This window comes from Chloroflexota bacterium, from assembly GCA_038040195.1.
GTDB lineage: Bacteria > Chloroflexota > Limnocylindria > QHBO01 > QHBO01 > DASTEQ01.
This window is the reverse complement of the sequence record JBBPIR010000002.1, coordinates 231,380-256,341: the sequence shown is the minus strand read 5'-3', so window position 1 is coordinate 256,341 and position 24,962 is coordinate 231,380. Positions and strand designations below refer to the sequence as shown.

General features: G+C 70.0%; 22 protein-coding genes. 20 read left to right on the top strand and 2 right to left on the bottom strand.

Going from position 1 to position 24,962, the window contains the following annotated elements:
• Together AABM41_05340 and AABM41_05335 are read left to right on the top strand one after the other, a co-directional pair.
• Window positions 1-1,335 (top strand): NAD-dependent succinate-semialdehyde dehydrogenase (locus tag AABM41_05340; GenBank protein MEK6191737.1); only part of this gene is annotated, 1,335 nt, incomplete at its 5' end.
• Window positions 1,336-1,516: 181 nt separating this feature from the next.
• Window positions 1,517-2,074, top strand: coding sequence for a cysteine hydrolase family protein (locus AABM41_05335; protein ID MEK6191736.1), 558 nt, complete (start codon window positions 1,517-1,519; stop codon window positions 2,072-2,074).
• Between the two features lie 132 nt (window positions 2,075-2,206).
• Here AABM41_05335 and AABM41_05330 read toward each other — a convergent pair whose 3' ends face one another.
• Window positions 2,207-4,471, bottom strand: coding sequence for a PQQ-dependent sugar dehydrogenase (locus tag AABM41_05330; GenBank protein MEK6191735.1), 2,265 nt, complete (start codon window positions 4,469-4,471; stop codon window positions 2,207-2,209).
• 353 nt (window positions 4,472-4,824) lie between these two features.
• Here AABM41_05330 and AABM41_05325 point away from each other — a divergent pair, with 353 nt between their 5' ends.
• A complete protein-coding gene (locus AABM41_05325) occupies window positions 4,825-4,965 on the top strand; it encodes a hypothetical protein (protein MEK6191734.1) in 141 nt (46 codons plus the stop codon).
• A 262-nt stretch (window positions 4,966-5,227) separates the two neighbouring features.
• On the opposite strand, the gene AABM41_05320 is transcribed toward AABM41_05325, so the two are convergent.
• Window positions 5,228-6,427: an AAA family ATPase gene (locus AABM41_05320; protein ID MEK6191733.1), complete on the bottom strand. Its 1,200-nt coding sequence runs from the start codon at window positions 6,425-6,427 to the stop codon at window positions 5,228-5,230.
• Between the two features lie 186 nt (window positions 6,428-6,613).
• Between AABM41_05320 and rpsF the strand changes: the two genes are divergently transcribed.
• The 17 genes from rpsF to AABM41_05235 all read left to right on the top strand — a co-directional run bounded on the left by rpsF (window position 6,614) and on the right by AABM41_05235 (window position 24,958).
• The gene (rpsF, locus tag AABM41_05315) at window positions 6,614-7,042 is read left to right on the top strand and encodes a 30S ribosomal protein S6 (GenBank protein ID MEK6191732.1); all 429 of its coding nucleotides are present in this window, start codon (window positions 6,614-6,616) and stop codon (window positions 7,040-7,042) included.
• Window positions 7,039-7,500, top strand: a complete 462-nt coding sequence (gene ssb / locus AABM41_05310) for a single-stranded DNA-binding protein (GenBank protein MEK6191731.1) — start codon at window positions 7,039-7,041, stop codon at window positions 7,498-7,500. Before rpsF ends, ssb begins: the two co-directional genes overlap by 4 nt.
• A 22-nt stretch (window positions 7,501-7,522) precedes the next feature.
• Window positions 7,523-7,798 (top strand): 30S ribosomal protein S18, encoded by a 276-nt coding sequence (gene rpsR / locus AABM41_05305; protein ID MEK6191730.1) that lies wholly within the window; start codon window positions 7,523-7,525, stop codon window positions 7,796-7,798.
• Between the two features lie 44 nt (window positions 7,799-7,842).
• The gene (locus AABM41_05300) at window positions 7,843-8,940 is read left to right on the top strand and encodes a sodium:calcium antiporter (protein ID MEK6191729.1); all 1,098 of its coding nucleotides are present in this window, start codon (window positions 7,843-7,845) and stop codon (window positions 8,938-8,940) included.
• A gap of 78 nt (window positions 8,941-9,018) precedes the next feature.
• Window positions 9,019-9,981, top strand: a complete 963-nt coding sequence (locus AABM41_05295) for a branched-chain amino acid transaminase (protein MEK6191728.1) — start codon at window positions 9,019-9,021, stop codon at window positions 9,979-9,981.
• A 46-nt stretch (window positions 9,982-10,027) separates the two neighbouring features.
• Window positions 10,028-11,446, top strand: coding sequence for a hypothetical protein (locus AABM41_05290; GenBank protein ID MEK6191727.1), 1,419 nt, complete (start codon window positions 10,028-10,030; stop codon window positions 11,444-11,446).
• A gap of 123 nt (window positions 11,447-11,569) precedes the next feature.
• On the top strand, window positions 11,570-14,761 hold the full coding sequence (ileS, locus tag AABM41_05285) for an isoleucine--tRNA ligase (protein MEK6191726.1): 3,192 nt from the start codon (window positions 11,570-11,572) through the stop codon (window positions 14,759-14,761).
• Between the two features lie 19 nt (window positions 14,762-14,780).
• Entirely contained in the window at window positions 14,781-15,287 is a 507-nt protein-coding gene (lspA, locus tag AABM41_05280) for a signal peptidase II (GenBank protein ID MEK6191725.1), read from the top strand.
• Complete coding sequence (locus tag AABM41_05275; GenBank protein ID MEK6191724.1) at window positions 15,284-16,276, top strand: RluA family pseudouridine synthase; 993 nt, start codon at window positions 15,284-15,286, stop codon at window positions 16,274-16,276. Before lspA ends, AABM41_05275 begins: the two co-directional genes overlap by 4 nt.
• The gene (gene gmk / locus AABM41_05270; GenBank protein MEK6191723.1) at window positions 16,273-16,884 is read left to right on the top strand and encodes a guanylate kinase; all 612 of its coding nucleotides are present in this window, start codon (window positions 16,273-16,275) and stop codon (window positions 16,882-16,884) included. Before AABM41_05275 ends, gmk begins: the two co-directional genes overlap by 4 nt.
• 10 nt (window positions 16,885-16,894) lie before the next feature.
• Complete coding sequence (gene priA, locus AABM41_05265) at window positions 16,895-19,270, top strand: primosomal protein N' (protein ID MEK6191722.1); 2,376 nt, start codon at window positions 16,895-16,897, stop codon at window positions 19,268-19,270.
• 30 nt (window positions 19,271-19,300) lie between these two features.
• A complete protein-coding gene (gene def, locus AABM41_05260) occupies window positions 19,301-19,807 on the top strand; it encodes a peptide deformylase (GenBank protein ID MEK6191721.1) in 507 nt (168 codons plus the stop codon).
• On the top strand, window positions 19,807-20,748 hold the full coding sequence (locus tag AABM41_05255; GenBank protein MEK6191720.1) for a methionyl-tRNA formyltransferase: 942 nt from the start codon (window positions 19,807-19,809) through the stop codon (window positions 20,746-20,748). Before def ends, AABM41_05255 begins: the two co-directional genes overlap by 1 nt.
• 84 nt (window positions 20,749-20,832) lie before the next feature.
• Entirely contained in the window at window positions 20,833-21,540 is a 708-nt protein-coding gene (locus tag AABM41_05250) for a zinc metallopeptidase (GenBank protein MEK6191719.1), read from the top strand.
• Entirely contained in the window at window positions 21,533-22,660 is a 1,128-nt protein-coding gene (rlmN, locus tag AABM41_05245; protein MEK6191718.1) for a 23S rRNA (adenine(2503)-C(2))-methyltransferase RlmN, read from the top strand. The genes AABM41_05250 and rlmN overlap by 8 nt, the downstream gene beginning before the upstream one ends.
• A 13-nt stretch (window positions 22,661-22,673) precedes the next feature.
• Window positions 22,674-23,351 (top strand): ribulose-phosphate 3-epimerase, encoded by a 678-nt coding sequence (rpe, locus tag AABM41_05240; GenBank protein ID MEK6191717.1) that lies wholly within the window; start codon window positions 22,674-22,676, stop codon window positions 23,349-23,351.
• Entirely contained in the window at window positions 23,348-24,958 is a 1,611-nt protein-coding gene (locus tag AABM41_05235) for a putative glycoside hydrolase (GenBank protein ID MEK6191716.1), read from the top strand. Before rpe ends, AABM41_05235 begins: the two co-directional genes overlap by 4 nt.
• Window positions 24,959-24,962 lie beyond the last annotated feature (4 nt).

Here is a 24,962-nt window from a genome sequence, read left to right as displayed (position 1 = left end):
GGCGAGACGGTCAAGACCTACGACACCATCACCGACGCCGAGCTCGAGGCCGCGATCGCCGCAGCCGACGAGGCGCACCGCACCTGGTCGAAGTCGACCACGGTCGAGGAGCGCGCGGCCCTCATCCGCCGCGTCAGCGAACTGCACACCGAGCGCCGCCAGGAGCTGGCGGAGCTCATCGTGCGCGAGATGGGCAAGCCGATCAAGCAGGCGCTCGGCGAGGCTGACTTCGCCGCGGCGATCTACGAGTACTACGCCGACCACTCGGCGGACTTCCTGAAGGACGAGCCGATCCAGCTCCTCGCGGGCGATGGCTCGGCGGTCATCCGCCGCTCGTCGCTCGGGGTGCTGCTCGGCGTCATGCCGTGGAACTTCCCGTACTACCAGGTCGCCCGCTTCGCCGGCCCGAACCTCATCATCGGCAACACGATCCTGCTCAAGCACGCCGAGCAGTGCCCCGAGTCCGCCGCCGCGATGCAGCAGATCTTCCTCGACGCGGGCTTCCCGGCCGGCGCCTACGTGAACATCTACGCCTCGCACGACCAGATCGAGCAGGTCATCGCGGACCCGCGCGTGCAGGGCGTCTCGCTCACCGGCTCCCAGCGCGCCGGCGCCGCGGTCGCCGAGATCGCCGGCCGCCACCTGAAGAAGGTCGTGCTCGAGCTCGGCGGCTCGGACCCCTTCATCCTGCTCTCGACCGACGACCTCGACGCCACCGTGCAGAACGCGGTCGACGCCCGCCTCGACAACAGCGGCCAGTCCTGCAACGCGGCCAAGCGCTTCATCGTCGCCGACGAACTGTACGAGCCCTTCCTCGAGAAGTTCAGCGCGAAGATCGCCGAGATCGAGGCGACCGACCCGACGTCGGCCGACTCGGCGCTCGGCCCGCTGTCCTCGCTGAAGGCCGCCGAGGGCGTCGACGAGCAGGTCAAGCGCGCGATCGAGCACGGCGCGACGCTCGTGCACGGCGGCACCCGCGACGGCGCGTTCTTCCAGACGACCGTGCTGACGGATGTCACTCCCGAAAACCCCGCCTCCAAGGAGGAGTTCTTCGGCCCGGTCGCGCAGGTGTACCGCGCGAAGGACGAGGCCGACGCCGTGCGCATCGCGAACGACACCCCGTTCGGCCTGGGCTCGTACGTCTACACCACCGACCAGGAGCAGGCGCTCCGCGTCGCCGACGGCATCGAGGCCGGCATGGTGTTCGTGAACGTCGTGCTCGCCGACGGCGCCGAGCTGCCGTTCGGCGGCATCAAGCGCTCGGGCTCGGGCCGCGAGCTCGGCCGCTTCGGCGCCGACGAGTTCGTGAACAAGAAGATGATCCGCATCGGCTGACGCCCAGGTGTCACGTGGCAACGAGCCCCGGACGGGGCCGACGCCGAGTTCGGGCTTCGGTTCGCTGAGCTGCATGCGTTGCTCTGGATGCGTGCAGGCGGGATCGGCCGAGCGTCAGGAAATGGACCCGAGCAAGCCGCTCGCTATTGCGGCGGCAGCGCCCTACGCATAGGGTTTCGACATGCCCGAGAAACCGACCCTAGTGATAGTCGATATGCAGAGAGCATTCGATGACCCGGTATGGGGAAAGCGGAACAACCCCGGCGCGGAAGGGAACGTCGCGCGGCTGCTCGCAGCTTGGCGGGCCGCGGACGCGCCGGTCATCCATGTTCGACATCGCGAGACAGACCCCGAGTGGCACTTCTTCAACGAGGGTGACCCCGGGTTCGAGTTCAAGCCGGAAGCGATGCCGCTGGCGGATGAGCCGGTCTTGACCAAGGGAGTCAACTCCGCATTCATCGGAACCGATCTGGAAGAGCGGCTTCGCGCAGCGGGCGCCACCACGGTCGTGATCGCAGCACTGACAACCGACCACTGTGGGTCAACCACGGCGAGGATGTCGGGCAACCTCGGATTCGAGACTTGGGTCGTCGGCGATTCGTGTGCAACCTTCGATCGGGAAGGACCGGACGGAGAGGTCTTCCCCGCCGACCTGATCCACCGCACGAGTCTCGCGAGCCTCCACGACGAATTCGCCGATGTCGTATCGACCGACGAAGCGATCGCAAGGCTGGGTTAGGCCTCGGCCAGGTGCCGCCGCCTAGCTCGCGGCTTCTTCACGAGCGCAGCGATCTTCGCCTCTTCGGTGGCGGTCAACAGGGCACGGGGCTCGCTCGGCTGGCCGGCGACGGTAAAGCGGGCCTCGATCTTGCTAGTGGAAGTAGCCGGTGACGTCGAGGATGAGGTCGGTGGTGGTGCCGCTCGTCCCGACATAGATCAGAGCGACAGTGCCAGCTGGTGACAGTGGCGCGGTGATCCCGTTGGCTCTCGTGTCGGCGGCCGGGAAGTTCAGGGTGGACGTGCTGCCCGGGCTGGCGGTCGGCTGCTCGGTCAGGGCGACCCAGCCCGCCGAGCGCGCGTTGACGACGGTCAGATTGCCGGTGATCGCGGCCGCGGTTGTCGGGACGGCGCCGCCCGGGACGACGGTCAGCACCCTGGGGGTCCCTGAGACGAACGGCCCGGCCAGTCCGGTGATGAAGCGGCTGTCGAGCACGCGGCCCGGGACGAGCGGCACAAATCGCGCCCCGGCGAGATCCGCCAGGTAGTAGCCAGTCACGTCGAAGACCAGATGGGTCGACGCGCCCGAACTCCCGTGGTAGACCGCGCTGAGCGTCCCGCCCGATCCCAGCGCCACGGTAAGCCCGTTGGCTCTCGTGTCGGCGGCCGGGAAATTCAGGGTGGAGGTGGCTGGCGAGCCGACCGGGTCCGGGGTCACGGTCACCCAGCCGCCGCTCGTCTGGCCGGTGACGGTGACGTTCCCGGTGATCGCCACCGCGCCCGCCGGGATGCCGTTGCGGCCGGCGACCTGCCAGGTCCGTGGCACGGCGGTCGCGAACGTCCCGCTCAGCCCGTTCCCGAACCGGGTGTCGAGGCTGCGGACCGGCGCGAGCGGCCGGTAGGTGGCCCCGGCGTTCGAGGCGAGGAAGTAGCCGGTCACGTCGAAGATGAGTTGGGACGTCCGCCCGGGCGCCGCCGCATATACGGCCGACAGGCTGCCGCCGGGCCCGAGCGCGATCGTGACGTTGTTGGCCCGGGTGTCGCCGACCGGGACATTCACCGTCGACGGCGAGGCGTTGATGCTGGGAGTTGGAGACACGGTCACCCAGCCAGCCCCTGTCTGGCCGGTCACCGTGACGTTGCCGGTTACCGCCACCGCATCGGCCGGCAACCCGTCGACGCCCGCCACCTGCCAGGACCGGGGCACACCGGCCGCGAAGGCGCCCGACAGCCCGGTCCCGAACCGGCTGTCCAGCACCCGTACCGGGCTGACCGCGACGAACGTGGTCTCTGTCGGCGGCGGCGGGCTGGTCGGGTAGGCGATCCGGCCCACGACGCCTCCACTTCCGCGGGCGAGGTAATAGAGGTTGCCGTCAGGTCCGACCTGCAGGTCGACCGGCGAGTCGATCCCCGTCGCGAAGGTGCTGATCGCATAGCCGTTGGCCGGGTCGATCCGATAGATCGAGTTGGCGCACAAGTCGGCGAAGAAGTAGCTCCCGACGAAGGACGCCGGGAACTGGACGGCGACGGGGTTGTAGAAGGCGCCGCCGGCGATCGCGCACCCGTCAACCGGGCCATTGCCATGGCCATAAGCGAAGACGGGCCCGCGCTGCCCCGGCGTGCTCGTTGGACCTTCAGACGCCGGCCAGCCGTAGTTCGAGCCCGCGATTCCGTCGTTGATCTCCTCCCACGTGCCCGCCCCGACGTCGTTGATGAACAACCGACCCGTGCTCGACTGGAACGCGAATGTGAACGGATTCCGAAGGCCTATCGCCCAGATCGACCGGTTGACGCCGCTGGTCGAGCCGTAGAACGGGTTGTCGGTCGGGATCGAGCCGTCGCGGTTGATCCGGAGCAGCTTTCCGAGGGTATTGGCCAGGGTTTGGGAGTTGGACGAAACGGCATTCTCGCCGACGGCGACGTAGAGCTTGCCGTCGGGCCCGAAATGGATCGCACCTCCGTTGTGATTCGTCGCCGAGAGGTTGGGGAGATCGAGGATTACAATCTCGCTCCCCGGCACCGCGACGTCACCGTTGGCGGTGAACCGGCTGACCCGGTTGTGGATGGCCGGGGTCGTCGCCGTGTAATAGACGTACACGTACTGGTTGATAGGGAAGTCGGGATCGAAGGCGACGCCCAGCAGCCCGCGCTCGCCTGACGAGCTGACCGTCGCGGTCAGGAACGGCGTCGCGAGCAGCGACCCGTTCTTGATCACCCGCAGGGCACCGCCCTGCTGCGCGACGAACAGCCGGCCATCGGGCGCGAACGCCATGGCTGTTGGGTTCGGCATCCCGCTCGCGACGATGGTGTCGGTAAAGCCCGTGGGGACGGTCGCGGCGGCCGCCGGTGCCGCGAGGACCAGGTTGCTGGTCAGGACGAGGGAGACGACGAGGGAGCGGCGGATCGGGATCTTTCCCATCGCAAGCAGACTACCCGGTCGTGCCATCCCGAGGCCAGCGACACGATGGTCCCACTCGACCTGGGCCCACGGGGTTCGCCCCGGCGGACTTCCCTGTCATCCGACCTCTCGGGACCCGCGGTAGCCGGGCATCCATACCACGTCCCGCAAACCTCGCCCCGGCGAACCTCCCGCGATTCGACGTCCGGCGAACCGCGGTAGCCCGGGTGGGCGTTGGAAGCCGACTCTGGTAGTCAGGCGGCGCCGATCTCCCTCTTGAACGCCCAGTACTCGTGCCTGCCCGTCAGGAGCGCATGCGACACTAGCTCCCATCCGCGCTCGCCGAGCAATCCCGCGACCCGCGTGGTGTGCGTGTGACCGAGGTTCAGGTGGAGAAAGTCGAGACGGGAATTCTCGGCCTTCAGGCCTTTGCCGAGGGCGGCCGAAAACTCCTGAACTATCCCTTCGCGTTGACCGTGATCCGGCGTGTGTTTTGCATGGGCCGGGGCATCTAGTGATTAGGCCCCTTCGGGCTATTGATTTGCGGCCGGCCGATTAGGACGCGGTGGCGGCGACAAACGCTACGCGGCGCTCCTCATAGCTTGATGACGCCGACCAGCCAGAGGATCACCAGAACGATGATGATCACGCCGATGATTCCTACGCCACCGCGCATCTCTCGACCTCCCGTTCATTGAGCTTGGAGACCCGGCGCTGAAGGCGCCATCCCGAAGGACACTACACCCCGAAGAAGCCGCCAGGTAGCCCCGGCGGCCGCTAGCCGCGGCTGAAGAGCGGGCGCCGCTCCTTGCTGGGCTTGGAGGTGGAGCGCAGCTCGGCCCCCACCAATGCTGCAGTCAGGCGCTGAATGGCGAGCCCCACCGGCGAGCTGGGCTTGGACAGGACGATGGGAGTGCCCTCGTTCACCGACCGGCTCATGTCAACGTCGGCGAAAGGGATCTCAGCGGTCGGCCGCGAACGCAGCAGGTTCTCGACATCCCGAGTCTTCAGCAGCTCGCGCGCCGCGACGTGGTTGACCACGAAATGGGTCCGACCCTGGAGGATGGCCGCTTCACCCAGGAAGTGGATGAGGTCGTTCATCGCCCGCAGGGCGCCAAGCTCGGGGAACACGACGAAGACATTGGCCTGGGCCTGCTCGAGAACCCAGATGGTGCGGGGATCGAGCCGGGTGCCGCAGTCCACGACCACGAAGTCGAACACCGAGCGGAGGGTACCGATGACCTGCTCGACCGCCTCGACGCTGATCCGGGCCGCGCTGTCGGGGCTGGTGGGCGACGCGAGGACCATGAGTCCCGAGCCGTGCGGCGTGAGGTAGCCGGCCAGCGCTTCGGGATCCGTTCGGGCGTCGTCATCGTCGGCAAGGCGGGCGAAGTCGAGCTTGGGGGTGAGGTTGAGGTGGGTGGCCACCTGGCCGAATTGGAGGTCGAGGTCGACGAGAACCACGCGTGCGCCGGGGACCTCTCCGGAACCGCCGCTGGGCAGCAGGGCCGCACAGTTGACGGCAAGCGCGGTCGTCCCCACGCCGCCCTTGGGCGAGAAGAACGCGATCAGCTGCCCGGTGCCCGGGGTCGTGGGGTCGGGAGCCACCGCGCCGGCCCGGATCAACATGGCGCGGACCCGTGAGTCCAGCTCGCGGCGCGCGAAGCCGGTCTCGATGACGTCGTCCGCTCCCGCCTCCAGGAAGGCGATGCGCGCCTCCACGTCCCCCGGCGGCGCGACGACGAGGATCGGGACACTCTCATCCCGACGCGCCGCGCGGAGCGAGCCAATCGCCCCCGACGCGATCAGGCCCTCGGCGATCACGAGGTCCACGCCACCGCCACCCAGGACCGCGACCGCCTCGGTCGGGGTTGTGACCTCCCGAACCTCCTGGTCCGAGGCGCTCAGAGCGGCGCGCAGAGCGGCTCGGAGTTCTTCGTCCGGGGCGCAGATCAGGATGACGGGGCGACGCGACACAGGAGCCTCACTGGCAAAAAGGGGCATCAGGATAGACGCGGACCGACTCGGACGCCAGCGTGGGACCGCTGGGCTGGGCTATACTGATCCGGCGCCTCCGTTTTCGGAGGTCGGCGTGTTTCTAGACCCTTTCTGCCGCACCGCCCCGGGCGAGTGCCGCAAACCCAGAGAGAGGAGATCCGGCCGGTGCGCCGATACGAACTCATGCTCCTGTTCCGGCCCGACCTGGAGGACGACCAGCTTCAGGCGGCCGTCGAGCGCGTGACGCGCGCCATCGTGAACGCCGGTGGCGGCTTGAGCAAGATCTCGCCGTGGGGCAAGCGGCGCCTCGCCTATCCCATTCAGCACCACCGGGACGCCTCGTATTTCCTCATTCATTTCGACATCGAGCCGGCCGCGGTACGGGAGATCGAGCGCGGCCTGCTCATCAGCGAGGAGATCCTCCGCCACCTGGTCGTCGTCCTCGAGCCCCGCAAGAGTGCCGCGGGAGGCGCTGACGAAGGCGTCTCGGCCGAGGTCGACGGGGATAACGTGGGGCCGCCACCGGATGTGCATGAGCTCGAGCTGGACGCCGAGGAAGTGGACGTGAACGCGCCAGAGGAGGTGGCGAAATGACGCTCAATAAGATGATGATCATCGGTAACCTGGGAGCCGACCCCGAGCTGCGCTACACGCCGGGCGGCAAGGCGGTGACCAACCTCCGGGTGGCCGTCAACAACCGACATCGCGGCCAGGACGGGGAATGGCAGGAGGAGACGCAGTGGTTCCGCGTCGAGCTGTGGGACCAGGCTGCTGAGCGCGCCGCCGAGCAGTTCCGCAAGGGCAACAAGGTATTCGCCGAAGGTCAGCTGCGGGTCCGTGAGTTCGAGGGCAATGACGGCCAGAAGCGCACCTCGGTGGAGATTCGGTTTGCCCGCGTCGTCTCCCTCGAGCGCCGCGATCCGGGCGAGGCGTTCGGCATCGGTGAGGCAGCCAGCGACGCACCGCCGGCGGCCGTCCCGAGGGGCGCTCCTGCTGCGGCCGGCGAGGGTGCCGCGTCGGAAAGCGTGGACCTTGACGATATTCCGTTCTGAACCGCCCGAGGACTGATTGCGCATGCCCAACCCAGCCCGACCCCGACGCCGCGAGACATCGGACTACTACCGTGACCGGCGCCGCCGCAAGGTCTGCAACTTCTGCGTCGACAAGGTCGACGCCATCGATTACAAGGAGGTCAACCGCCTGCGGCGTTACCTCTCGGAGCGTGCCAAGATCGAGCCACGGCGGAAGACGGGGACCTGCGCCCGCCATCAGCGCATGCTGACGGTGGCCCTCAAGCGCGCGCGCCAGGTCGCGCTACTGCCCATCGCTCCCCAGCACCTCCGGCCCTGACCGCGCGATCGGCCTGAGCGTCGGCGGAGGGCCAAGGCTTCGGCATGGACGTCATCCTCTTCGTCTTCTCGCTGGCCATCATCCTGATCGGTGCCGAGCTCTTCACGAACGGGATCGAGTGGTTCGGCCACCGGCTGAACCTGGGGGAGGGGGCGGTTGGCAGCGTCCTGGCCGCGGTGGCCACCGCACTCCCCGAAACGCTCATTCCGGTGATTGCCATCGTGGGTCCGGTGCTCGCCGGCGGAGTAGCGAGCGTTGGTTCGGAGGAGGTCGGCGTGGGCGCCATTCTCGGCGCGCCGTTCACGCTGGCCACCCTGGCCATGTTCATCACCGGGCTCGCCATCCTGGCCTTCGCCCGCCGCGGCCGGCGGGCCTCCGACATGACCGTCAACGTGGACGTCATGGCGCAGGACGTGGTGTTCTTCCTCGTCGCCTACGGGATCGCCATTGGCGCGGCGTTCCTGCCCGAGGCGTGGCGTTGGGCCGATTACCTCGCGGTGGTGCTGCTGACGGGGATCTACGTGTTTTACGTCCGCGCCCACTTCCGCGGGGGCGGCGACGGGGAGGCGCCCGAGCTGGCGCGCCTGCACGCCACGCGGTTGCCGGGCCTAAAGGGTGGGGCGGACACCCACCTTCCTGAGGATGCCGGGCAGCTCGAGAGCCACGGCATGCCGCGGCTGTGGATCATCGTGGCCCAGACCCTGGTCGCCCTGGGCTGCATCGTGCTCGGAGCGCAGGTGTTCGTGGGTGCCCTGGAGCACGCCTCGGTCGCGATCGGGTTTGACGCGCGTCTCTTCGCGCTCATCGTGGCGCCCATCGCGACCGAGCTGCCGGAGAAGTTCAACAGCGTGCTGTGGGTTCGGAAAGGCAAGGACACGCTGGCGATGGGCAACATCACCGGGGCGATGGTCTTCCAGGCCTGCTTCCCGACCGCGATTGGGATCCTGTTCACGAGCTGGACGTTCAACGCCGAGAACGCATTGTCGTTCGCCTCGGCGGGCGCCGCGATCCTCGCCACGCTCCTCATCCTTGGCCCCATGCTCCGAACGCACCGCCTCCGGGGGTCCTGGCTGCTCATCGGTGGACCGATCTACGTGCTCTATATCCTGGCGGTCGTGCTCTTCCCGCCCGGTGGGGGCTGATAGGAGTGCCGGCGTATACTCTCCGCCGGTGCCGAGACCTCGTACCGCCCACGCGGCCCGGCCGGTGAGGAGATTGCCGTGCTGAAGCAGGAGTCCTCGACTGGCGTGCATCCCCACCCCCGCTCAACGGTTGGTCTATGGGCGTACTTCCGGGGAGAGCTGGTTCCGCTGGACGAGGCCCGGATCAGCGTCACGACGCATGCGTTCAACTACGGGACCGCCGTGTTCGAGGGCATCCGCGCCTACTGGAACCCGGAGCAGGAACAGCTCTACGGCCTCGATCTCCTCGCCCATTTTCAGCGCCTGCATCGGTCAGCGCCCATCCTCCAGCTCGAGCTTCGGCACAGCCCCGAGGAGCTGATCGGGATTACGCTCGAGATCCTGCGGCGGAGCGAAATGCGCGAGGACGCCTACATCCGGCCCATCCTGTACAAGTCCACCGAAGCGGTCGGCGTCCGCCTCCACAACCTCGAGACGGACCTCGTCATCTTCACGCTCCCGTTCGGCAAGTACATCGACACCGAAAACGGCATCCGGGCCCAGGTCAGCAGCTGGCGGCGGAACGACGACAACGCCATTCCGGCCCGGAGCAAGATCACCGGCGGCTACGTCAACGGGGCGCTGGCCAAGTCCGAGGCGCAGGTCAACGGCTTCGACGAGGCCATCATGCTGACCCAGGACGGGCACGTGAGCGAGGGCAGCGCCGAGAACCTGTTCATCGTCCGGGACGGCGCCCTCGTCACCCCGGCGGTGACCGACAACATCCTGGAGGGGATTACCCGCCGCCACATCATGGAGGTGGCCGGCGACCTGGGCATCGGCGTGGTCGAACGGGTCATCGATCGCACCGAGCTGTACCAGGCAGACGAGGTCTTCCTGTGCGGCACGGGCGCCCAGCTGGCCCCGGTGATCGAGATCGATAACCGGACGATCGGGCAGGGCGCTCCGGGGCCGATCACCCGCCGGCTGCACACGATCTACTTCGACGCGGTGCGGGGTCGGTCCGACACCTACCGGGGTTGGCTGACCCCGGTCTACTGACCGCCCCGGCGCCGCACGGTACGAGGGGCAGCACGAGGCACCCGGCGTGAGTCTCTCCGCCGCACCATTGGCCCGGGTCGAATTGGCCCGCGATCCGAGACGCATGCTGGCCGCTCCGGCACTGCTCGTTATGGTCGGAGCGGCGGCTGGTGCGCTTGGGGTGATCGTGGGCGCAGCGCCGATGGTCGCGCTCCTGGTGGCCGGCGGAGTGGTCGGGTTTATCGGGCTGGGGCTGGCGATCCGAATCCTGTCCCTCCGGCTGATGGTCGAGCCCGACTACCTCCACCTGAGGGGGGTGGGGACTGACCGGCGTTATCACCTTGTGCGGGGAGACATGAACCGGGTCGCGACCGCCGGGCCGCGGAAGGTGAACCTGAGGGTGCGCCTCGGCTCGCTGGGTTGGGCGGTGGGGCGAGCCACGCTTCCCGCCGGCGAGGCAGTTGAGGTCATCCGCCTGGCCGTGACCCCCGCCGTCATCCTGGTGCCTACTGAGCGAGGCCGCGTGGCGGTCGCCGTTGCCTCAGAAGCGGACTTCGTGGCCGCGTTACGGGCGGCGGCGCAGACGCGCGCCGAGCGTCGGATCTCGGCGGCCGGCGCACCGCCGGAGGTCGCCCCGCCGGGCTTCCGGCCGATGGCCATCCCGTCGGGCGCCGTTCCGCGAGTACCGGTGCCCCCGATGGCCACCACGGCTCCAGCTCTCCAACCCGCACCCGCACTCGAACCCGCATTTCGAGGGCCGCCCGCCTTCCGAGGACCACCCGCCTTGAGAGGGACACCGGCCTTCGAACCGATGCCTGCCCCCCAGCCGGCGCCGGTGTTCGAACGGGCGACACAGCCCCGGCCGCTGACCGGGATCGAGCGCATGTGGCTCGAGGACCGGCTGGCCCGCGAGCGCCGCGCCGCCATCACCGGGGCTCGCGAGGAGCAGGCGGCTGCCAGCTTCACGGCCAGCGTGGCGGCCCTGACCCCTGCTGGCACGAGAGTGGTGCCGTCCGTCCCCGCGCCCATCCCCGCGGTCGCGTCCGCCGCGGTCGTTTCTTCCTCGGTCGCATCGGCCGTGGTTCCCGCGGTATCGGCGATTCCGGCTGCTGCAACCGCTGCAACCGCTGCAACAGCGACGGCCACGCCGTCTGCGCCGTCGAGGACCTTCCCGCGCGTCATCCCGCGCCGGCGGCCGTCGCGGGATATGGCTCGCCGCGTGGCGCGCCCCGATTTGACGCCCGGTCTCGTCCTGATCGGAACCCCGCTCGTGGGCGCGCTCTTCAGCTGGCTCCTGGCGCTCATCACCGGCGCGACGCCCGGGCAGTCTGGGCTCGACCCGCTGGCCGCCGCTCTGCTGCTGTGCGGACCGGTGGCCGCGCTGGCGATCTTTCTTGCGCACGGCCGATGGCCGCGGTTGGCCGGCCTGAGTTCGGTCGCGGCCTTGGTGGCCCTCCTGCTGGTGACCCGGTCCGTCATCGGCTGACTGAAATTGACAATCGGCGCCGACGGCTGCGACCATCGGCGCCAATCGAAGAGCGCGGGTGTTACCGCGGGAGTTGATCCCGTCCCGGCACGATCGGGGCGGGATTCGTGTGTGGTTGGAGGAATGGCGACCGCCGTGTTCAAGCCAGTGAGCAGCTCGCTCGACGTGCCCGCGCTGGAGCGCGAGATGGCGGAGATCTGGCGCCGGCAGCGCACGCCGGAGCGGTACCTCGTGCGCAACGAGCGCGCCGAACGGCGATTCAGCTTCCTGGATGGACCGATCACCGCCAACAACCCGATGGGCGTTCACCACGCGTGGGGCCGGACCTACAAGGACCTGTACCAGCGCTATCACACGATGCTCGGCGAGCGCCAGCGCTATCAGAACGGCTTCGACTGCCAGGGGTTATGGATCGAGGTCGAGGTGGAGCGCGAGCTCGGCTTCACGAACAAGCGTGACATCGAGGCCTACGGAATCGACCGCTTCGTCGAACTGTGCAAGGCGAGGGTCGAGACGTTCGCCCAGCGCATCACCGAGCAGAGCCGGCGGCTCGGCTACTGGATGGACTGGGACCACTCCTACTACACGAACTCCGACCAAAACAACTACACGATCTGGCAGTTCCTGCGCCGATGCCACGAGCGCGGGCTGCTGTACCGCGGCCATGACGTCATGCCGTGGTGCCCGCGCTGTGGCACCGGCCTGTCCAACATGGAGATCGCGACCGAGGGCTACCGGGAGCTGAGCCACCTGTCGCTCACCATCCGGTTGCCGTTGACCAGCCCGGGCCACGAGGGCGAGTCCCTCCTGGTGTGGACCACGACCCCCTGGACCCTGTCGAGCAACGTGGCCGCCGCGGTGCATCCCGAACTGACGTACGAGCTGGTCGAGGGTGCGGACGGCGACCGCTGGTGGCTGAGCCGGGGTTCGCGCCCCCGACTGGCTCCCTCCGCCGTGGTTCTGAGCGAGGCGCGCGGCGCCGACCTGTTGGGTCTGACGTATCGCGGACCGTTCGACGAGCTCCCCGTGCAGGCCGGCGTGGCGCACGCAGTCATCGCGTGGGACGAGGTTTCGGACGCCGAAGGGACCGGCATCGTCCACATCGCCCCCGGCTGCGGCCAGGAGGACTTCGCATTGGCCCAGCGCGACGGGCTGGCGGTCCTGGACCCGATCGACGAGTTCGGGGTCTTCCGCGACGGCTACGGATGGCAGACCGGGCGGTTCGCGGGCGCAACCGCCGAAGAGGCAGATGACCTGGCGCCGGCGGTCGCCGACGACCTTGCGGCCAAGGGCCTCCTGGTGGCCCGCGAGACGTTCACCCACCATTACCCGGTGTGCTGGCGCTGCAGCACGCAGCTGTTGTTCAGGCTGGTCGACGAGTGGTTCATTGCCATGGACCCGTTGCGCGAGGAGATCAGCGAAGTGACCCGCCAGGTCCGATGGTTGCCGGAGGGCATCGGCCTGGAGGAACGCGAGCTCGACTGGCTCCGGAACATGCGGGATTGGATGATCAGCAAGAAGCGCTACTACGGCCTGGCGTTGCCGTTCTGGGTCTGCGAGTCCTGCGAGGCGTGGGAGGTGATCGGGTCCAGGGAGGAGCTCCGTGAGCGCGCGGTGGCCGGCTGGGATGCCTTCGACGGCCACACGGCGCACCGCCCGTGGATCGACCAGGTGGAGATCGCGTGTCGTACGTGCGATGGACGGGCGCGCCGCATCGCCGACGTGGGCAACCCGTGGCTCGACGCGGGCATCGTGGCCTATTCGACCCTGGGCTGGACGGACGACCCCGAGCATTGGGCCGCCTGGTTCCCGGCCGACTTCATCACCGAATCGTTCCCGGGCCAGTTCCGCAATTGGTTCTACGCGCTGCTCACCATGTCCACCGTGCTCACCGGCCGGCCACCGACGCGCACGCTGCTCGGCCATGCCCTGGTCCGCGACGAGCACGGCGAGGAGATGCACAAGAGCCGCGGCAACGCGATCTGGTTCGACGACGCCGCGGAGGAGATCGGCGCCGATGTCATGCGCTGGCTGTATGCCGCCGCCAACCCATCGGTCAACGTGAACTTCGGATACAGCTCGGGGGCCGAGGTCGTTCGGCGCTTCGTGTTGCCGCTATGGAACACCTACAGCTTCTTCGTGACCTATGCCCGCCTGGACGGATGGGTCCCCGGCGCCGCCGACGACGGCGAGGGCAGCCGGGCGCTGCTCGATCGCTGGATCGCGTCCCGCCTGGATGGGCTGGTGGAGGACGTCCGCGCGGATCTGGACGCGTACGACGCGGCGCGCGCGGCTCGCCGGCTCGAGGCATTCGTCGACGAGCTGTCGAACTGGTACGTCAGGCGCAACCGTCGCCGCTTCTGGAAGGGAGAGCTGGACGCTGACAAGCGCGCCGCCTACGCCACCCTGCACGAGGTGCTGACGACTCTGACCCAGCTCCTCGCACCCTTCGTTCCCCACCTGGCTGACGCGCTGTGGCAGAACCTGGTGGTGGCGGTCGACCCGGCCGGGCCTGACAGCGTGCACCTGAGCGACTACCCGAGCTCGCGGGGCCGTCGCGATACGGCCACCGACCAATCAGTCGCGCTCGCCCGGCGCGTCGTGGGGCTGGGCCGTACCGCGCGCGCCGCGAGCGGGATCCGCACCCGGCAGCCGCTGCGCCGGATGCGGGTTCGGCTGCCGACGTCCGCCGCCGGGGCCCTGGCATCCGAGCCGGCCGTTGGGGCCGAGCTGGAGTCCCATGTCCGGGACGAGCTCAACGTGAAGGAGCTGGAGCTCATCACCGACGACGCCGAACTGGTCGACCGCGCCCTCTATCCGCTCCTGCCGGTCATCGGCCCGCGGCATGGTCAGGACGTGGCCCGGATCATGGCCGCGGTGCGATCGGGTGACTGGCACCTGACCGATGACGGCGCGGTGGCGGGCGGCGTGACCCTGGCGCCCGACGAGTTCGAGCTCACGGCCCAGGCCCGCGCCGGCCATGAGATGGCCGAGGACGGGGAGGTGCTGGTTGCGCTCGACACCCAGGTCGACGACGCCCTGGCCGCCGAGGGATTGGCCCGTGAGGTCGCGCATCGGCTCCAGAACCTGCGCAAGTCGGCCGGCCTGGAGATCAGCGACCGCATCGTGGTCGCCGTTTCCGCGCCTGCGGACGTGGCCAAGCAGCTCGCACCGCACCGGCCGTGGCTGGCAGCCGAGACCCTCGCAGTCGCGCTCGAGGTGGGGGAGACGGCGGAGCTGCCGGACGCCACTGCCCGCGAGGAGCTGACCCTCGACGGCGCGACGATCGGGCTGGCGCTGCGTCGGGCCGAGTGATGGCGTACGCTCGAAGGCCATGAGCGACTCCCCCTTGCGACGACCGTGGGCACAGACGGGTCTGCTCCTGAGTGCCGCCGCGGTCGTCTACCTGCTCGATCGGCTGACCAAGGCGTGGGTGGTGGCCAACATCGACCTCGGGCAGCAGGTCCCGGTGGCCGGGGACCTGGTCCAAATCTGGCACACCGAGAACCAGGGAGCGGCATTCGGCCTGCTCCAGGGTGGCGGGATCTTCTTCATCGCGGTCGGCGTCGCGACGCTGGTCGCCATCGCGTGGGTCCATCTGACCGGGCGGGTGCGTGGCGGGCTGGCCGCAGCCCTCCTGGGCCTGGTGCTGGGTGGGACGCTGGGCAACCTCACCGATCGCGTGCTCGACGGCTCAGTGCCCGACTTCGTGTCGGTGGGCATCGGGACCCTCCGCTGGCCGACCTTCAACGTGGCCGATGCATCGGTCGTGGTCGGCATCCTGGGCCTGGTCCTCTTCCTGTCGGTCCTCGATCGGCGCGCCGCCGCCAGCGCCGCATGATCGCGAGCGGGGAGCGGATCCTGGAAGGCCCCGCCCCCGCCGGACGCGTCGACGTGGCAGTGGCCGCCGTGGCCGGAATCTCACGCGCGCACGCCCAACGGCTGCTCGGCGACGGCCGGGCCCTGGTGGATGGCCGCCCCCGGCGGGCGAGTGATCGGCTCACGGGCGGGGAGCAGCTCCGGATCACGCTTTCGGCGCCGCCGGATCCGACCCTCGTGCCGGAAGCCATCCCCATCCGTGTCGTCTACGAGGACGACGACGTGCTCGTGGTCGACAAGCCGGCCGGCATGGTCGTGCATCCATCCGCCGGCCACCCGACCGGGACCCTCGTCCACGCCCTGCTGGGACGGGCTGCCTCGCGCAAGGAGTCGCTGGGTTCCATCGCCGGGGTGGGCCGACCCGGCATCGTGCATCGGCTCGACCGTGACACCTCCGGTCTGCTGGTGGTGGCCAAGACCGATGCCGCCCAGGCCGCCCTGATGCGGCAGTTCGGCGAGCGGGAAGTGGACAAGGAGTACGTGGCACTGGTCCGCGGTGAGGCGCCCGCGGCGCTCGGCAGGATCGAGGCGCCCGTCGGACGAGACCCACGTGACCGCCAGCGGATGGCGGTTGTCGCGCGCGGCCGATCGGCCGTCACGGACTACGAGGTCATCGGCAGCGGGGGTGGCTACACGCTGCTTCGCCTGCAGCCACAGACAGGGCGGACGCACCAGCTGCGGGCCCACCTCACCTACCTGCGGCTGCCCATCGCGGGGGATCTGCGATATGGCGGAGGCGTGGGGCCCGGCGAGCTGCGGCGCCAATTTCTGCACGCGGCACGCCTCGCATTCGCCCGACCGAGCGATGGCGCCCGACTGGAAGCCTGGAGCGAGCTGCCCCCAGACCTGGCGGCCAGCCTGGCCGCCAGCGGTATCACCGCGGCTGCTCTGCCGGTGGGTTCAGGGGCCGCCGTCCAGGACGAGGTCGTGGCGGAGGCATCGACTCGATGAGCAAGCGGATGGCGTTCCCGAACCCGATGCTGGTGGTGGTCAGCGGCCCGTCGGGGGTGGGCAAGAGCACGATCGTGGCCGAGCTGGCACGGCGCCATCCACAGGTCGTGCCCATCGTGACCGCGACGACCCGGCCCCGCCGCCCGGCCGAGATCGACGGCGTGCACTACCACTTCATGACCACCGACGAGTTCGAACGGCTGCAGGCCAAGCACGGGCTGCTCGAGGCCGCCGAAGTCCACGGGCACTGGTACGGGACACCCCTGGACCAGGTCCGCGGCATCCTGCGCGCGGGTCGCGACGCCATCTTGACCATCGACCCCCAGGGCGCGCGCGAGGTCCGGCGCCGGGTGCCGGATGCGCTGCTGATCTTCGTCATGCCGCCCTCGATGGACGTTCTCAACGACCGCCTCTCGAAGCGCGGATCGGAAGACGCAGCCAGCCAGGCGCTGCGGCGCCACAACGCAGCGGCCGAGATTGCGGCAGCCACCGACTACGACGACATCGTCGTGAACGAAACGGGCCACGTCGAAGAGGCGGCAGAGCGGATATGGGAGGTCATCCAGGCCCAGGCGCGCCGCGACCCACCGCGCCGCGTGCGCCTGTGAACGGCTCCTGATGCCCGCTCCGGACGACGGCACGCTCGTCCGGGTCGCAGTGGATGCCCAGGCGGACCGGCCCGAGCGGACGTTCACCTACCGGTTGGGGCGCGGGACGACACCCGAGCCCGGCTCGCTCGTGCTCGTCCCATATGGTGGCCGCCTGGCGCTGGGCTACCTACTGGCAGGCCAACCGGATTCGGTCGACGCCCCGCTGCCGGTCGAGTCGATCGTCTCCGACCCCCTGCTGACTCCGGACCTGCTGGCCCTGGCCGAGGCGATCGCCATCCGCTACCGCGCCCCGATCGGGACGACGCTGGCCGCCATGCTGCCGCCGGGCCTCGAGTCGCGTCTCGAGCGGCGGTGGGAGGTCCTCGAGCCCGCCGCCCTGGGCGCTGCCGGTGCGGGGGACGGGGAGGCGGGCGATGGCGAGCTGGAGGTCGGGACGCTGCTCACCGAGCGCCAGCTGCGGCGCCTCGCCGATGACGTGTCGCCCCGCTGGCTCGAGGGTCGCCGACGAGCGGGTGCGCTCCGCGCCGCGTGGCGCTTGCGACCACCGGCAGCCGGGCCGCGACGGATCCACGTGGTTCGCCGCCGCCGAACGCCCGGAAGTCCCGTCTCCGGGCCGCTCCAGCGGGCGCTGCTCGACGCCGTCGGACCCGGCGAGACCTTATCACTGGCCGAGCTCGGCGCGCGGTTGGCCCGCCCGGCTTCGTCGCTCTTGCAACCCACCCGCCGCCTCGAAGCCGCCGGGTGGGTTGATCTCGACTGGTTGACGACCCGGCGCGACCCGCTCAGTCATCGGCCCCCGGGCCAGACCGCGGCTGCGGACATGGCGCCCGAGCAGGCCGCCGCCATCCGCGCGATCGCGGACCTCGCCCCCGGCGGGGAGTTGCTGCTCGAGGGCGTCGCCGCATCCGGGAAGACCGACGTCATCCTGGCCTCCGTGGAGGACACCCTCGCCGCCGGCCGGGATGCGATCGTGCTCGTTCCCGAGGTCACCCTGATCCCGCAGATCGCGGACCGCCTCCACGCGACGGCGGGACCGGCACTTTCGGTGCTCCACTCGGGGCTCTCGGCCGGGGAGCGGCACGACGAATGGATCCGCATCATGGGCGGGGAGGCGCGGGTGGTCGTCGGCACCCGATCCGCGATCTTTGCTCCGCTCCGGAACCTTGGGCTGGTGGTCCTGGATGAGGCCCACGATACGGGCTACAAGGCCGATCGCACCCCTCGCTATGACACCCGATGGGTGGCCGGCCAGCGCGCCGCCCTGACCGGTGCGCGGGTCGTGCAGGCCTCCGCCACGCCCGATGTCGTCAGCGTGTACCGGGTGCGGACCGGCGCGGCGCGTCGCGTGCGCCTCGCGACCCGTCGGGTCGGCGCGGCGCCCCGGGTGACCATCGTCGACATGCGCGCCGAGCTGGCGGCGGGCAATCGGTCAGTGCTGTCGGAGACCTTGACCGATGGCCTCGCCCGGCTGGCCGCAGGCCGCCAGCAGGCGATCCTCCTCATCAACCGGCGCGGCGCCGCGACCTTCGTCCTGTGCCGCGACTGCGGGGAGCCGCTGCGGTGTCCCGAGTGTCTGATGCCGCTCGTGCACCACCTGGCCACCGCCGAGCTGCGCTGCCACCACGATGGTCGGACGGCAGTCCTCCCAACCCGTTGCCCGAACTGCAACAGCCCGCGGATCCGCTATTTCGGCGCCGGTACCCAACGCGTCGAGGCCGAGGTGCGGTCCCGGTTCCCTCAGCTGCGGGTGGCTCGCCTGGATTCCGATGCGGTTGCCGCCCGGCGTCGCTTCGAGTCCATCTACGACGACTTCGTCGCGGGACGCGTCGACGTCCTGGTCGGCACCCAGCTGGCGGCCAAGGGCCTGGACCTGCCGTCGGTCACGCTGGCCGGGGTGGTGGCGGCCGACGTGACCCTGCATCTGCCGGACTACCTCGCGGCGGAACGGACGTTCCAGCTCCTGGCCCAGGTGGCCGGGCGCGCCGGCCGCGGCCCGCTCAGCGGGCAGGTGGTGATCCAGACCTACGCGCCCGACCATCCGGCCATCCGGGCCGCGGCGCGGCTCGACGTGGACGCGTTCGTGGATGGCGAGCTGCCCAGACGGGAGGCCTTCGGGTATCCGCCCTACGGCTGGCTGGCCCGCTTGCTGGTGGCGGATGCCGATCGCCGGCGCGGCGAGGTCCGAGCCGATACCGCCGCTTCCGCGGTCGCCGGCCCGGGGGTCGACGTCCTGGGCCCCGTGCCGGCCTGGGTTCCGCGCCGGGCCGGCCGCTGGCGGTGGCAGGTCGTCGTCCGTGCGGCGACCGAGGACGCCCGAGCGGCCTCACTGGAGCGCGTGCCGGCGGGCATCGGCATCGACGTCGATCCCGGGTCCCTGCTCTAGCCTCCACACCGGCTCCTCTACAATGCGGGCATGGTCGTCCGCCGCATCCTGACCGCCGACGAGCCGACGCTGCGCGAGAAGACGAAGCGGGTCGCCGACTTCGATGCCTCCCTCCATCGGCTCCTGGACGACCTGCTCGAGACGATGCGAGACGCGCCCGGCATCGGCCTGGCCGCCAACCAGGTCGGCGTTCCGCTCCAGGTGGCCGTGATCGAGATCGATGGCAAGATCACCGAGCTCATCAACCCGAAGCTCGTCCGCCGATCCGGAAGCGTGGTCGACTGGGAGGGCTGCCTCTCGATCCCCGGATTCGTGGCCGAGGTCGAGCGCGCGGAGAAGGTGACCATCAAGGCCCGCGACCGACATGGCAAGGAATTCCGCGTCAAGGGGGACGAGCTTCTGGGGCGGGCGCTCCAGCACGAGATCGACCACCTGAACGGGGCCCTGTACATCGACTACCTGGAATCGCTCGAAGAGCTGGTCCGGGTGAGCGAGGCCTCCGAGACGGTGAAAGAAGAGGCGGCGGCCAGCATCTAGTGCTGGGCCGGGTCGCGTTTCTGGGAAGCGGCGCGTTCGGCGTTCCGCTCCTCGAACGGCTTCCTGAGCTGGCAGACGAGGTCCTGGTCCTGAGCCGCCCGGACCGCCCGGCGGGCCGCGGACTCCACGAGCGGGCGGCACCCGTGGCGGACGCCGCCCGGTCGCACGGGATGCATGTGCTGACCCCGCCGCGGCTCCGTTCGCCGGAGGCGCGCGAATCGATTGCGGCGTTTCGACCCGATGGCCTGCTCCTGGTCGCCTACGGCGAGCTCGTCCCGGCCGATCTGCTGGCCGTGGCGCCGCGACCCCCGCTCAACGTGCACCCTTCGCTCCTGCCTCGCCACCGGGGTGCGGCCCCGGTGGCCTCCACCATCCTGGCCGGGGACCCGGAGGCCGGGATCAGCCTGATGATCATGGTCGAGCGCCTCGACGCGGGGCCGCTGGTCGGACAGTGGCGGATTCCGCTCTCCGGGCGCGAGGAAACACCCGAGCTGGAAAGGCGGCTGGGCGTTCTGGCGGCCGAGGTCATCCCGCCGCGGCTGGCCGACTGGGCGACGGGCCGCCTCGATGTCCAGGAGCAGGACGAGTCGCAGGCGACGTACCGACCACAGTTCACGCGGCGCGATGGATGGATCGACTGGGGAGGGAGCGCCGAGGCGATCGACCGCCAGGTGCGCGCCCTGCAGCCCTGGCCGGGGGCCTGGACCACTCTCGACGGGCGGCGCCTGCACATTCGCCGTGCGCACCCGGTCAGCGGCCTGCCCGGCCTTCCCATTGGCTCACTGCTGCCCGGCACCCCGCCGATGGTCGCCTGCGGGCTGGGTGCCCTGGCCCTGGAGACCGTGCAGCCCGAGGGCCGGCCACCGATGGCGGCGGACGCCTGGCGCAACGGGCTCAGCCGGGACCACGTCCTGCTGGGCGGGGACGCGGCGCCCGACTGACGGGCGGGTCCATTCGGCCCCTGAGGGCGGTGCCGGCCGCCTTGGGTATACTCGCCCACGGCGCCTGGAGGTGGCACCTGACCGATGTTCATATTCGACCCCACGTACATTGTTCTGCTGGTGGTCATGGTCGCGATCAGCGGCTGGGCCGCTTGGCGGGTCCGCTCCACGTACGGACGCTGGTCCAAGGTCGATTCCGGGATCAACCTGGGCGCATACGACTTCGCTCGCCGGCTCCTGGACCGGCAGGGCCTGACCAACGTCCAGATCGAACCCACGCCCGGCCAGCTGACCGATCACTACGACCCACGCGCGAAGATCCTGCGTGTCAGCCAGACGGTGGCGGGGAGTGACGCGGTCTCGGCCGGTCCGCAGCTGTCCGTGGCCGCGGCCGCGGTGATCGCCCACGAAGTTGGACACGCCCTCCAGGATCGGCAGCGCGACCGGTGGCTGACCGCGCGATCCTTCATCGTGCCGGCCGCCAACTTCGGCTCGTCGCTGGCCCCGTGGCTGATCATTGCCGGTCTGTGGCTCAACCTGACCGGGCTGGCCGTGGTCGGCCTCATCGGCTTCGGCATCGCGTTCGGGTTCACGCTCATCACGCTCCCGGTCGAGATCGGCGCCAGTGGGCGTGCCCTTGCCTTCGTCGAGGGCCTGGGCATGACCGGGGAGCGCCAGGACGGCGCCCGCGCGGTCTTGAAGGCGGCGGCCTGGACGTACGTTGCGGCGGCCCTGACGGCGATGTTGACGTTCCTGTACTACCTGAGCCTGGTCATGGGTCGTCGTGACTGATCCTCACCCCGCTGAGCCGCTGCCGGCCATCAGCGAGGTCGCGACAGATCAGCTGGTTGCCTGGTTCGCTGCCCGGGGCGAGCCCGCCTACCGTGCGCGCCAGGTCGCATCCGGCGTGGCCGCCGGCCGCGCCCAGGGCTTCGACGACCTGACCGATATGCCGCGCCGTCTGCGGGCGGCCCTAGCCGGGGCATTCCGCTTCTCGAGCATCGGGGCCACGCAGGTGGTCGGCACCGAAGGGGCCTTGACCGAGAAGGCCGTCCATGAGCTCGCCGACGGACAACGCATCGAGTCGGTCCTGATGCGCTACCCGGGGCGTGCTGGATCGGCGCCCCGGACCACGATCTGCATCTCCAGCCAGGCCGGCTGCGCGGTGGGCTGCCCGTTCTGCGCCACCGGGCAGGGTGGCTTCGGGCGCCATCTCTCCGCGGCCGAGATCGTGGACCAGGTCCTGTGGTGGCGCCGGGCGCGGGCCCGCACGATCGACCCCGATCGCCACCTCAACGTGGTGTTCATGGGGATGGGGGAGCCCCTGCTCAACGTCGAGGCGGTGTTCGACGCGGTCCGGCACCTGAACGATCCCACGCGCCTGGCGATCGGCGCTCGTCACCTGACCGTGAGCACCTCGGGCGTTGTCCCCGGCATTAACCGCATGACCGATGAGCTGCCCCAGGTCAACCTGGCCATCAGCCTGCACGCCGCGCACGACGCGCTCCGCGACGAGCTGGTGCCCATCAACCGCAAGTGGCCGATCGCCGCGGTCCTCGACGCGGGGCGCCGCTTCGCGAGCCGGACCCACCGCCGGGTGAGCCTGGAGTACGTCATGATCGACGGGGTCAACGACGCGCCGGACGAGGCGCGTCACCTGGCCGAACTGGCTCGCGGGTGGCTGTGCCACGTGAACCTCATGCCGCTCAACCCGACCCCGGCCGCGCCGTGGCTCGGCACGCCCCGGACCGGGATCGACCGCTTTGCCGCCATCCTGCGGGACGCCGGGGTGGCGACCACCGTGCGCGACACTCGCGGCCGCTCGATCGAAGCCGCCTGTGGGCAGCTCCACGCCCAGCTCGCCCGGCGCTCGCTGCGGCCGCAGCCCGAGAGGGAGCTCGTGCTCGCGTGACGGTCCCCACGTCATGACCCGCCGAGCGCCGCACCTGTCGGCGAGCGTCCTGAACGCCGACTTCGCTCGTCTGGGGGAGGAAGTCGCTCGGGCGGCCGCCGGGGGCGTGGATTCCATCCACCTGGACGTCATGGATGGGCATTTCGTGGGAAACATCTCGTTCGGGGCGCCGGTCGTGGCCGCGCTCAGGTCCCACACGGCGATCCCGTTCCACGCCCACCTCATGATCGAGGATCCGCTGCGCTACGCCGCCGATTTCGTGGGCGCCGGCAGTGACGTCATCGTCTTCCATGTCGAGGCCGCCGACGACCCCGACGCGGTGATCGAGGTCATTCAGCGAGCCGGCCGCCAGGCCGGGTTGGCGCTGAACCCCGAGACGCCGGCCGAGGCGGTCCATCCCTATCTCGAGCGCATCGACCTGCTGCTGGTCATGACGGTGCACCCAGGCTTTGGCCGCCAGCCGTTCCTGACCGATGTCCTGCCCAAGCTGGAATCGTTGGCCGCCGAGGCCACCCGTCGGGGCCTGGACCTGCCGATCGCGGTGGATGGAGGGGTCAACCTGGAAACGATCGAGGCCGCGTATCGAGCCGGTGGAGACGTGCTGGTGGTCGGGTCGGCCCTGTACGAGGAGCGCGGAGACCTGGCGCCGGTCGTCGAACGCTTCCGCGCCTTGGCCCGGATGCCCGCGTGAACCGCGGTACTCGCGGCCGCGCACCTGGCCGCGCGGCGATGGCCGTGCTGTGCCTGGCCGTGGTGGCGGCCTGCAGTGGCGCGATCCCGATCCTGCCCACCCCTCAGCCGACCCCACGCCCGCTCACGGTGAGGGTGGAGGACGCCGTCACCGGAACGCCGGTGCCGGGGGCGCGGGTGGCGGTGGGCGAGAGTGAGGCGACCACCGGATCCGAGGGGACCGCCACTGTCAGCGCCCTGGCGGGCAGCGAGGTGATCGCGGAGGCCGATGGATTCGACCCCGGATCGGGGACCGTCCCGCCCGACGGGGACGTCTCGATCGGCCTGCGCAACAACACGGTGCGAGGCACCGTCCGTGACGAGACCGGCACGCCGATCGTCGGCGCCCGGGTGTTCGTCGAGGGTCAGGCGGCCGGGGTTCGAACGGGCGAGGACGGGAGCTACGCCCTGTCCGGCGTGCCCGAGACCGGGACGCTCATCTACAAGGCGCCCGGCTATCGGCTGGGCGTCATTGCCGCCGACGACGAGATGGAGAAGGACATGACGTTGCCCACGTTCCGGGCACGCGCCCTGTATGCGCCGTCGGCCGTGTTCGAGGGCGCGGGCCGGCTGGACGCCATGTTGGACCTCATCGATCGGACGGAGGCCAACGCCATGGTCATCGACGTCAAGGAGACTGGCGGGTGGCTCTACTACGCAACCGACCTGGCCGAGGCCCAGGATAGCGGAGCGATCATGACCTCACCGGTGTTCACGCTCGAGGAGCTTCTGCCCGCCCTGAAGGAGCGGGGGATCTACACCATCGCCCGGGTCGTGGTCATGAAGGACAACACGCTCGGAGTGGCGCGGCCCGAGCTGGCGGTCCGCAACGTGCAAACGGGCGAGCCGTGGACCGACTGGGGCGGAGGCGTGTGGCTCGACCCCGGGAACCCGGGTGTGGCCGAGTACGTGGCGGCCATCGCGGCGGACCTGGCCGAGCGCGGCTTCGACGAGGTGCAGCTGGACTACATCCGGTTCTACAGCGACGGGCCGTACGAGCTGGCCCAGACCAACCTGCCGCACACCCAGTCCTTCCGGCTTCCGACCATCCAGCGCGTGATGCGGGTCATCTCCGATGAGCTCGCCTGGCGCCGCACCTTCCTGGCCGCCGACGTCTTCCCGATCAGCTTCATCGCCACCGACGACCAGGGGATCGGGCAGCGACCGGAGGTGATCATGCCCTACGTCGACTACTTCAGCCCCATGGTCTATCCGAGCCACTACTACGCGGGCGTATTCGACATTGCCGAACCCAACGAGCACCCGTACGAGATGATCGATGGCACCCTGGAGATCATGAACCAGCAGGCCGTCGGCCTCCCGCTCCGGATTCGGCCCTGGATCCAGGACTTCGGGTACGGGTCGTTCCGGGCCTACACCGCCGCCGACGTCCGGGCCGAGATGCAGGCGCTGGCCGACAACGGGGCCGCGGGCTGGATGATCTGGAATGCCGCGGCGGAGTTCACCGAGGACGCGCTGGGCGGACCGATCGAGGGCGAGGACTATTCCCTCGTGACGGCGGCCGATGTCCCGGAGCCGCCCGGCAGCTCCCCGTCGGGCTCGCCGTAGGTCG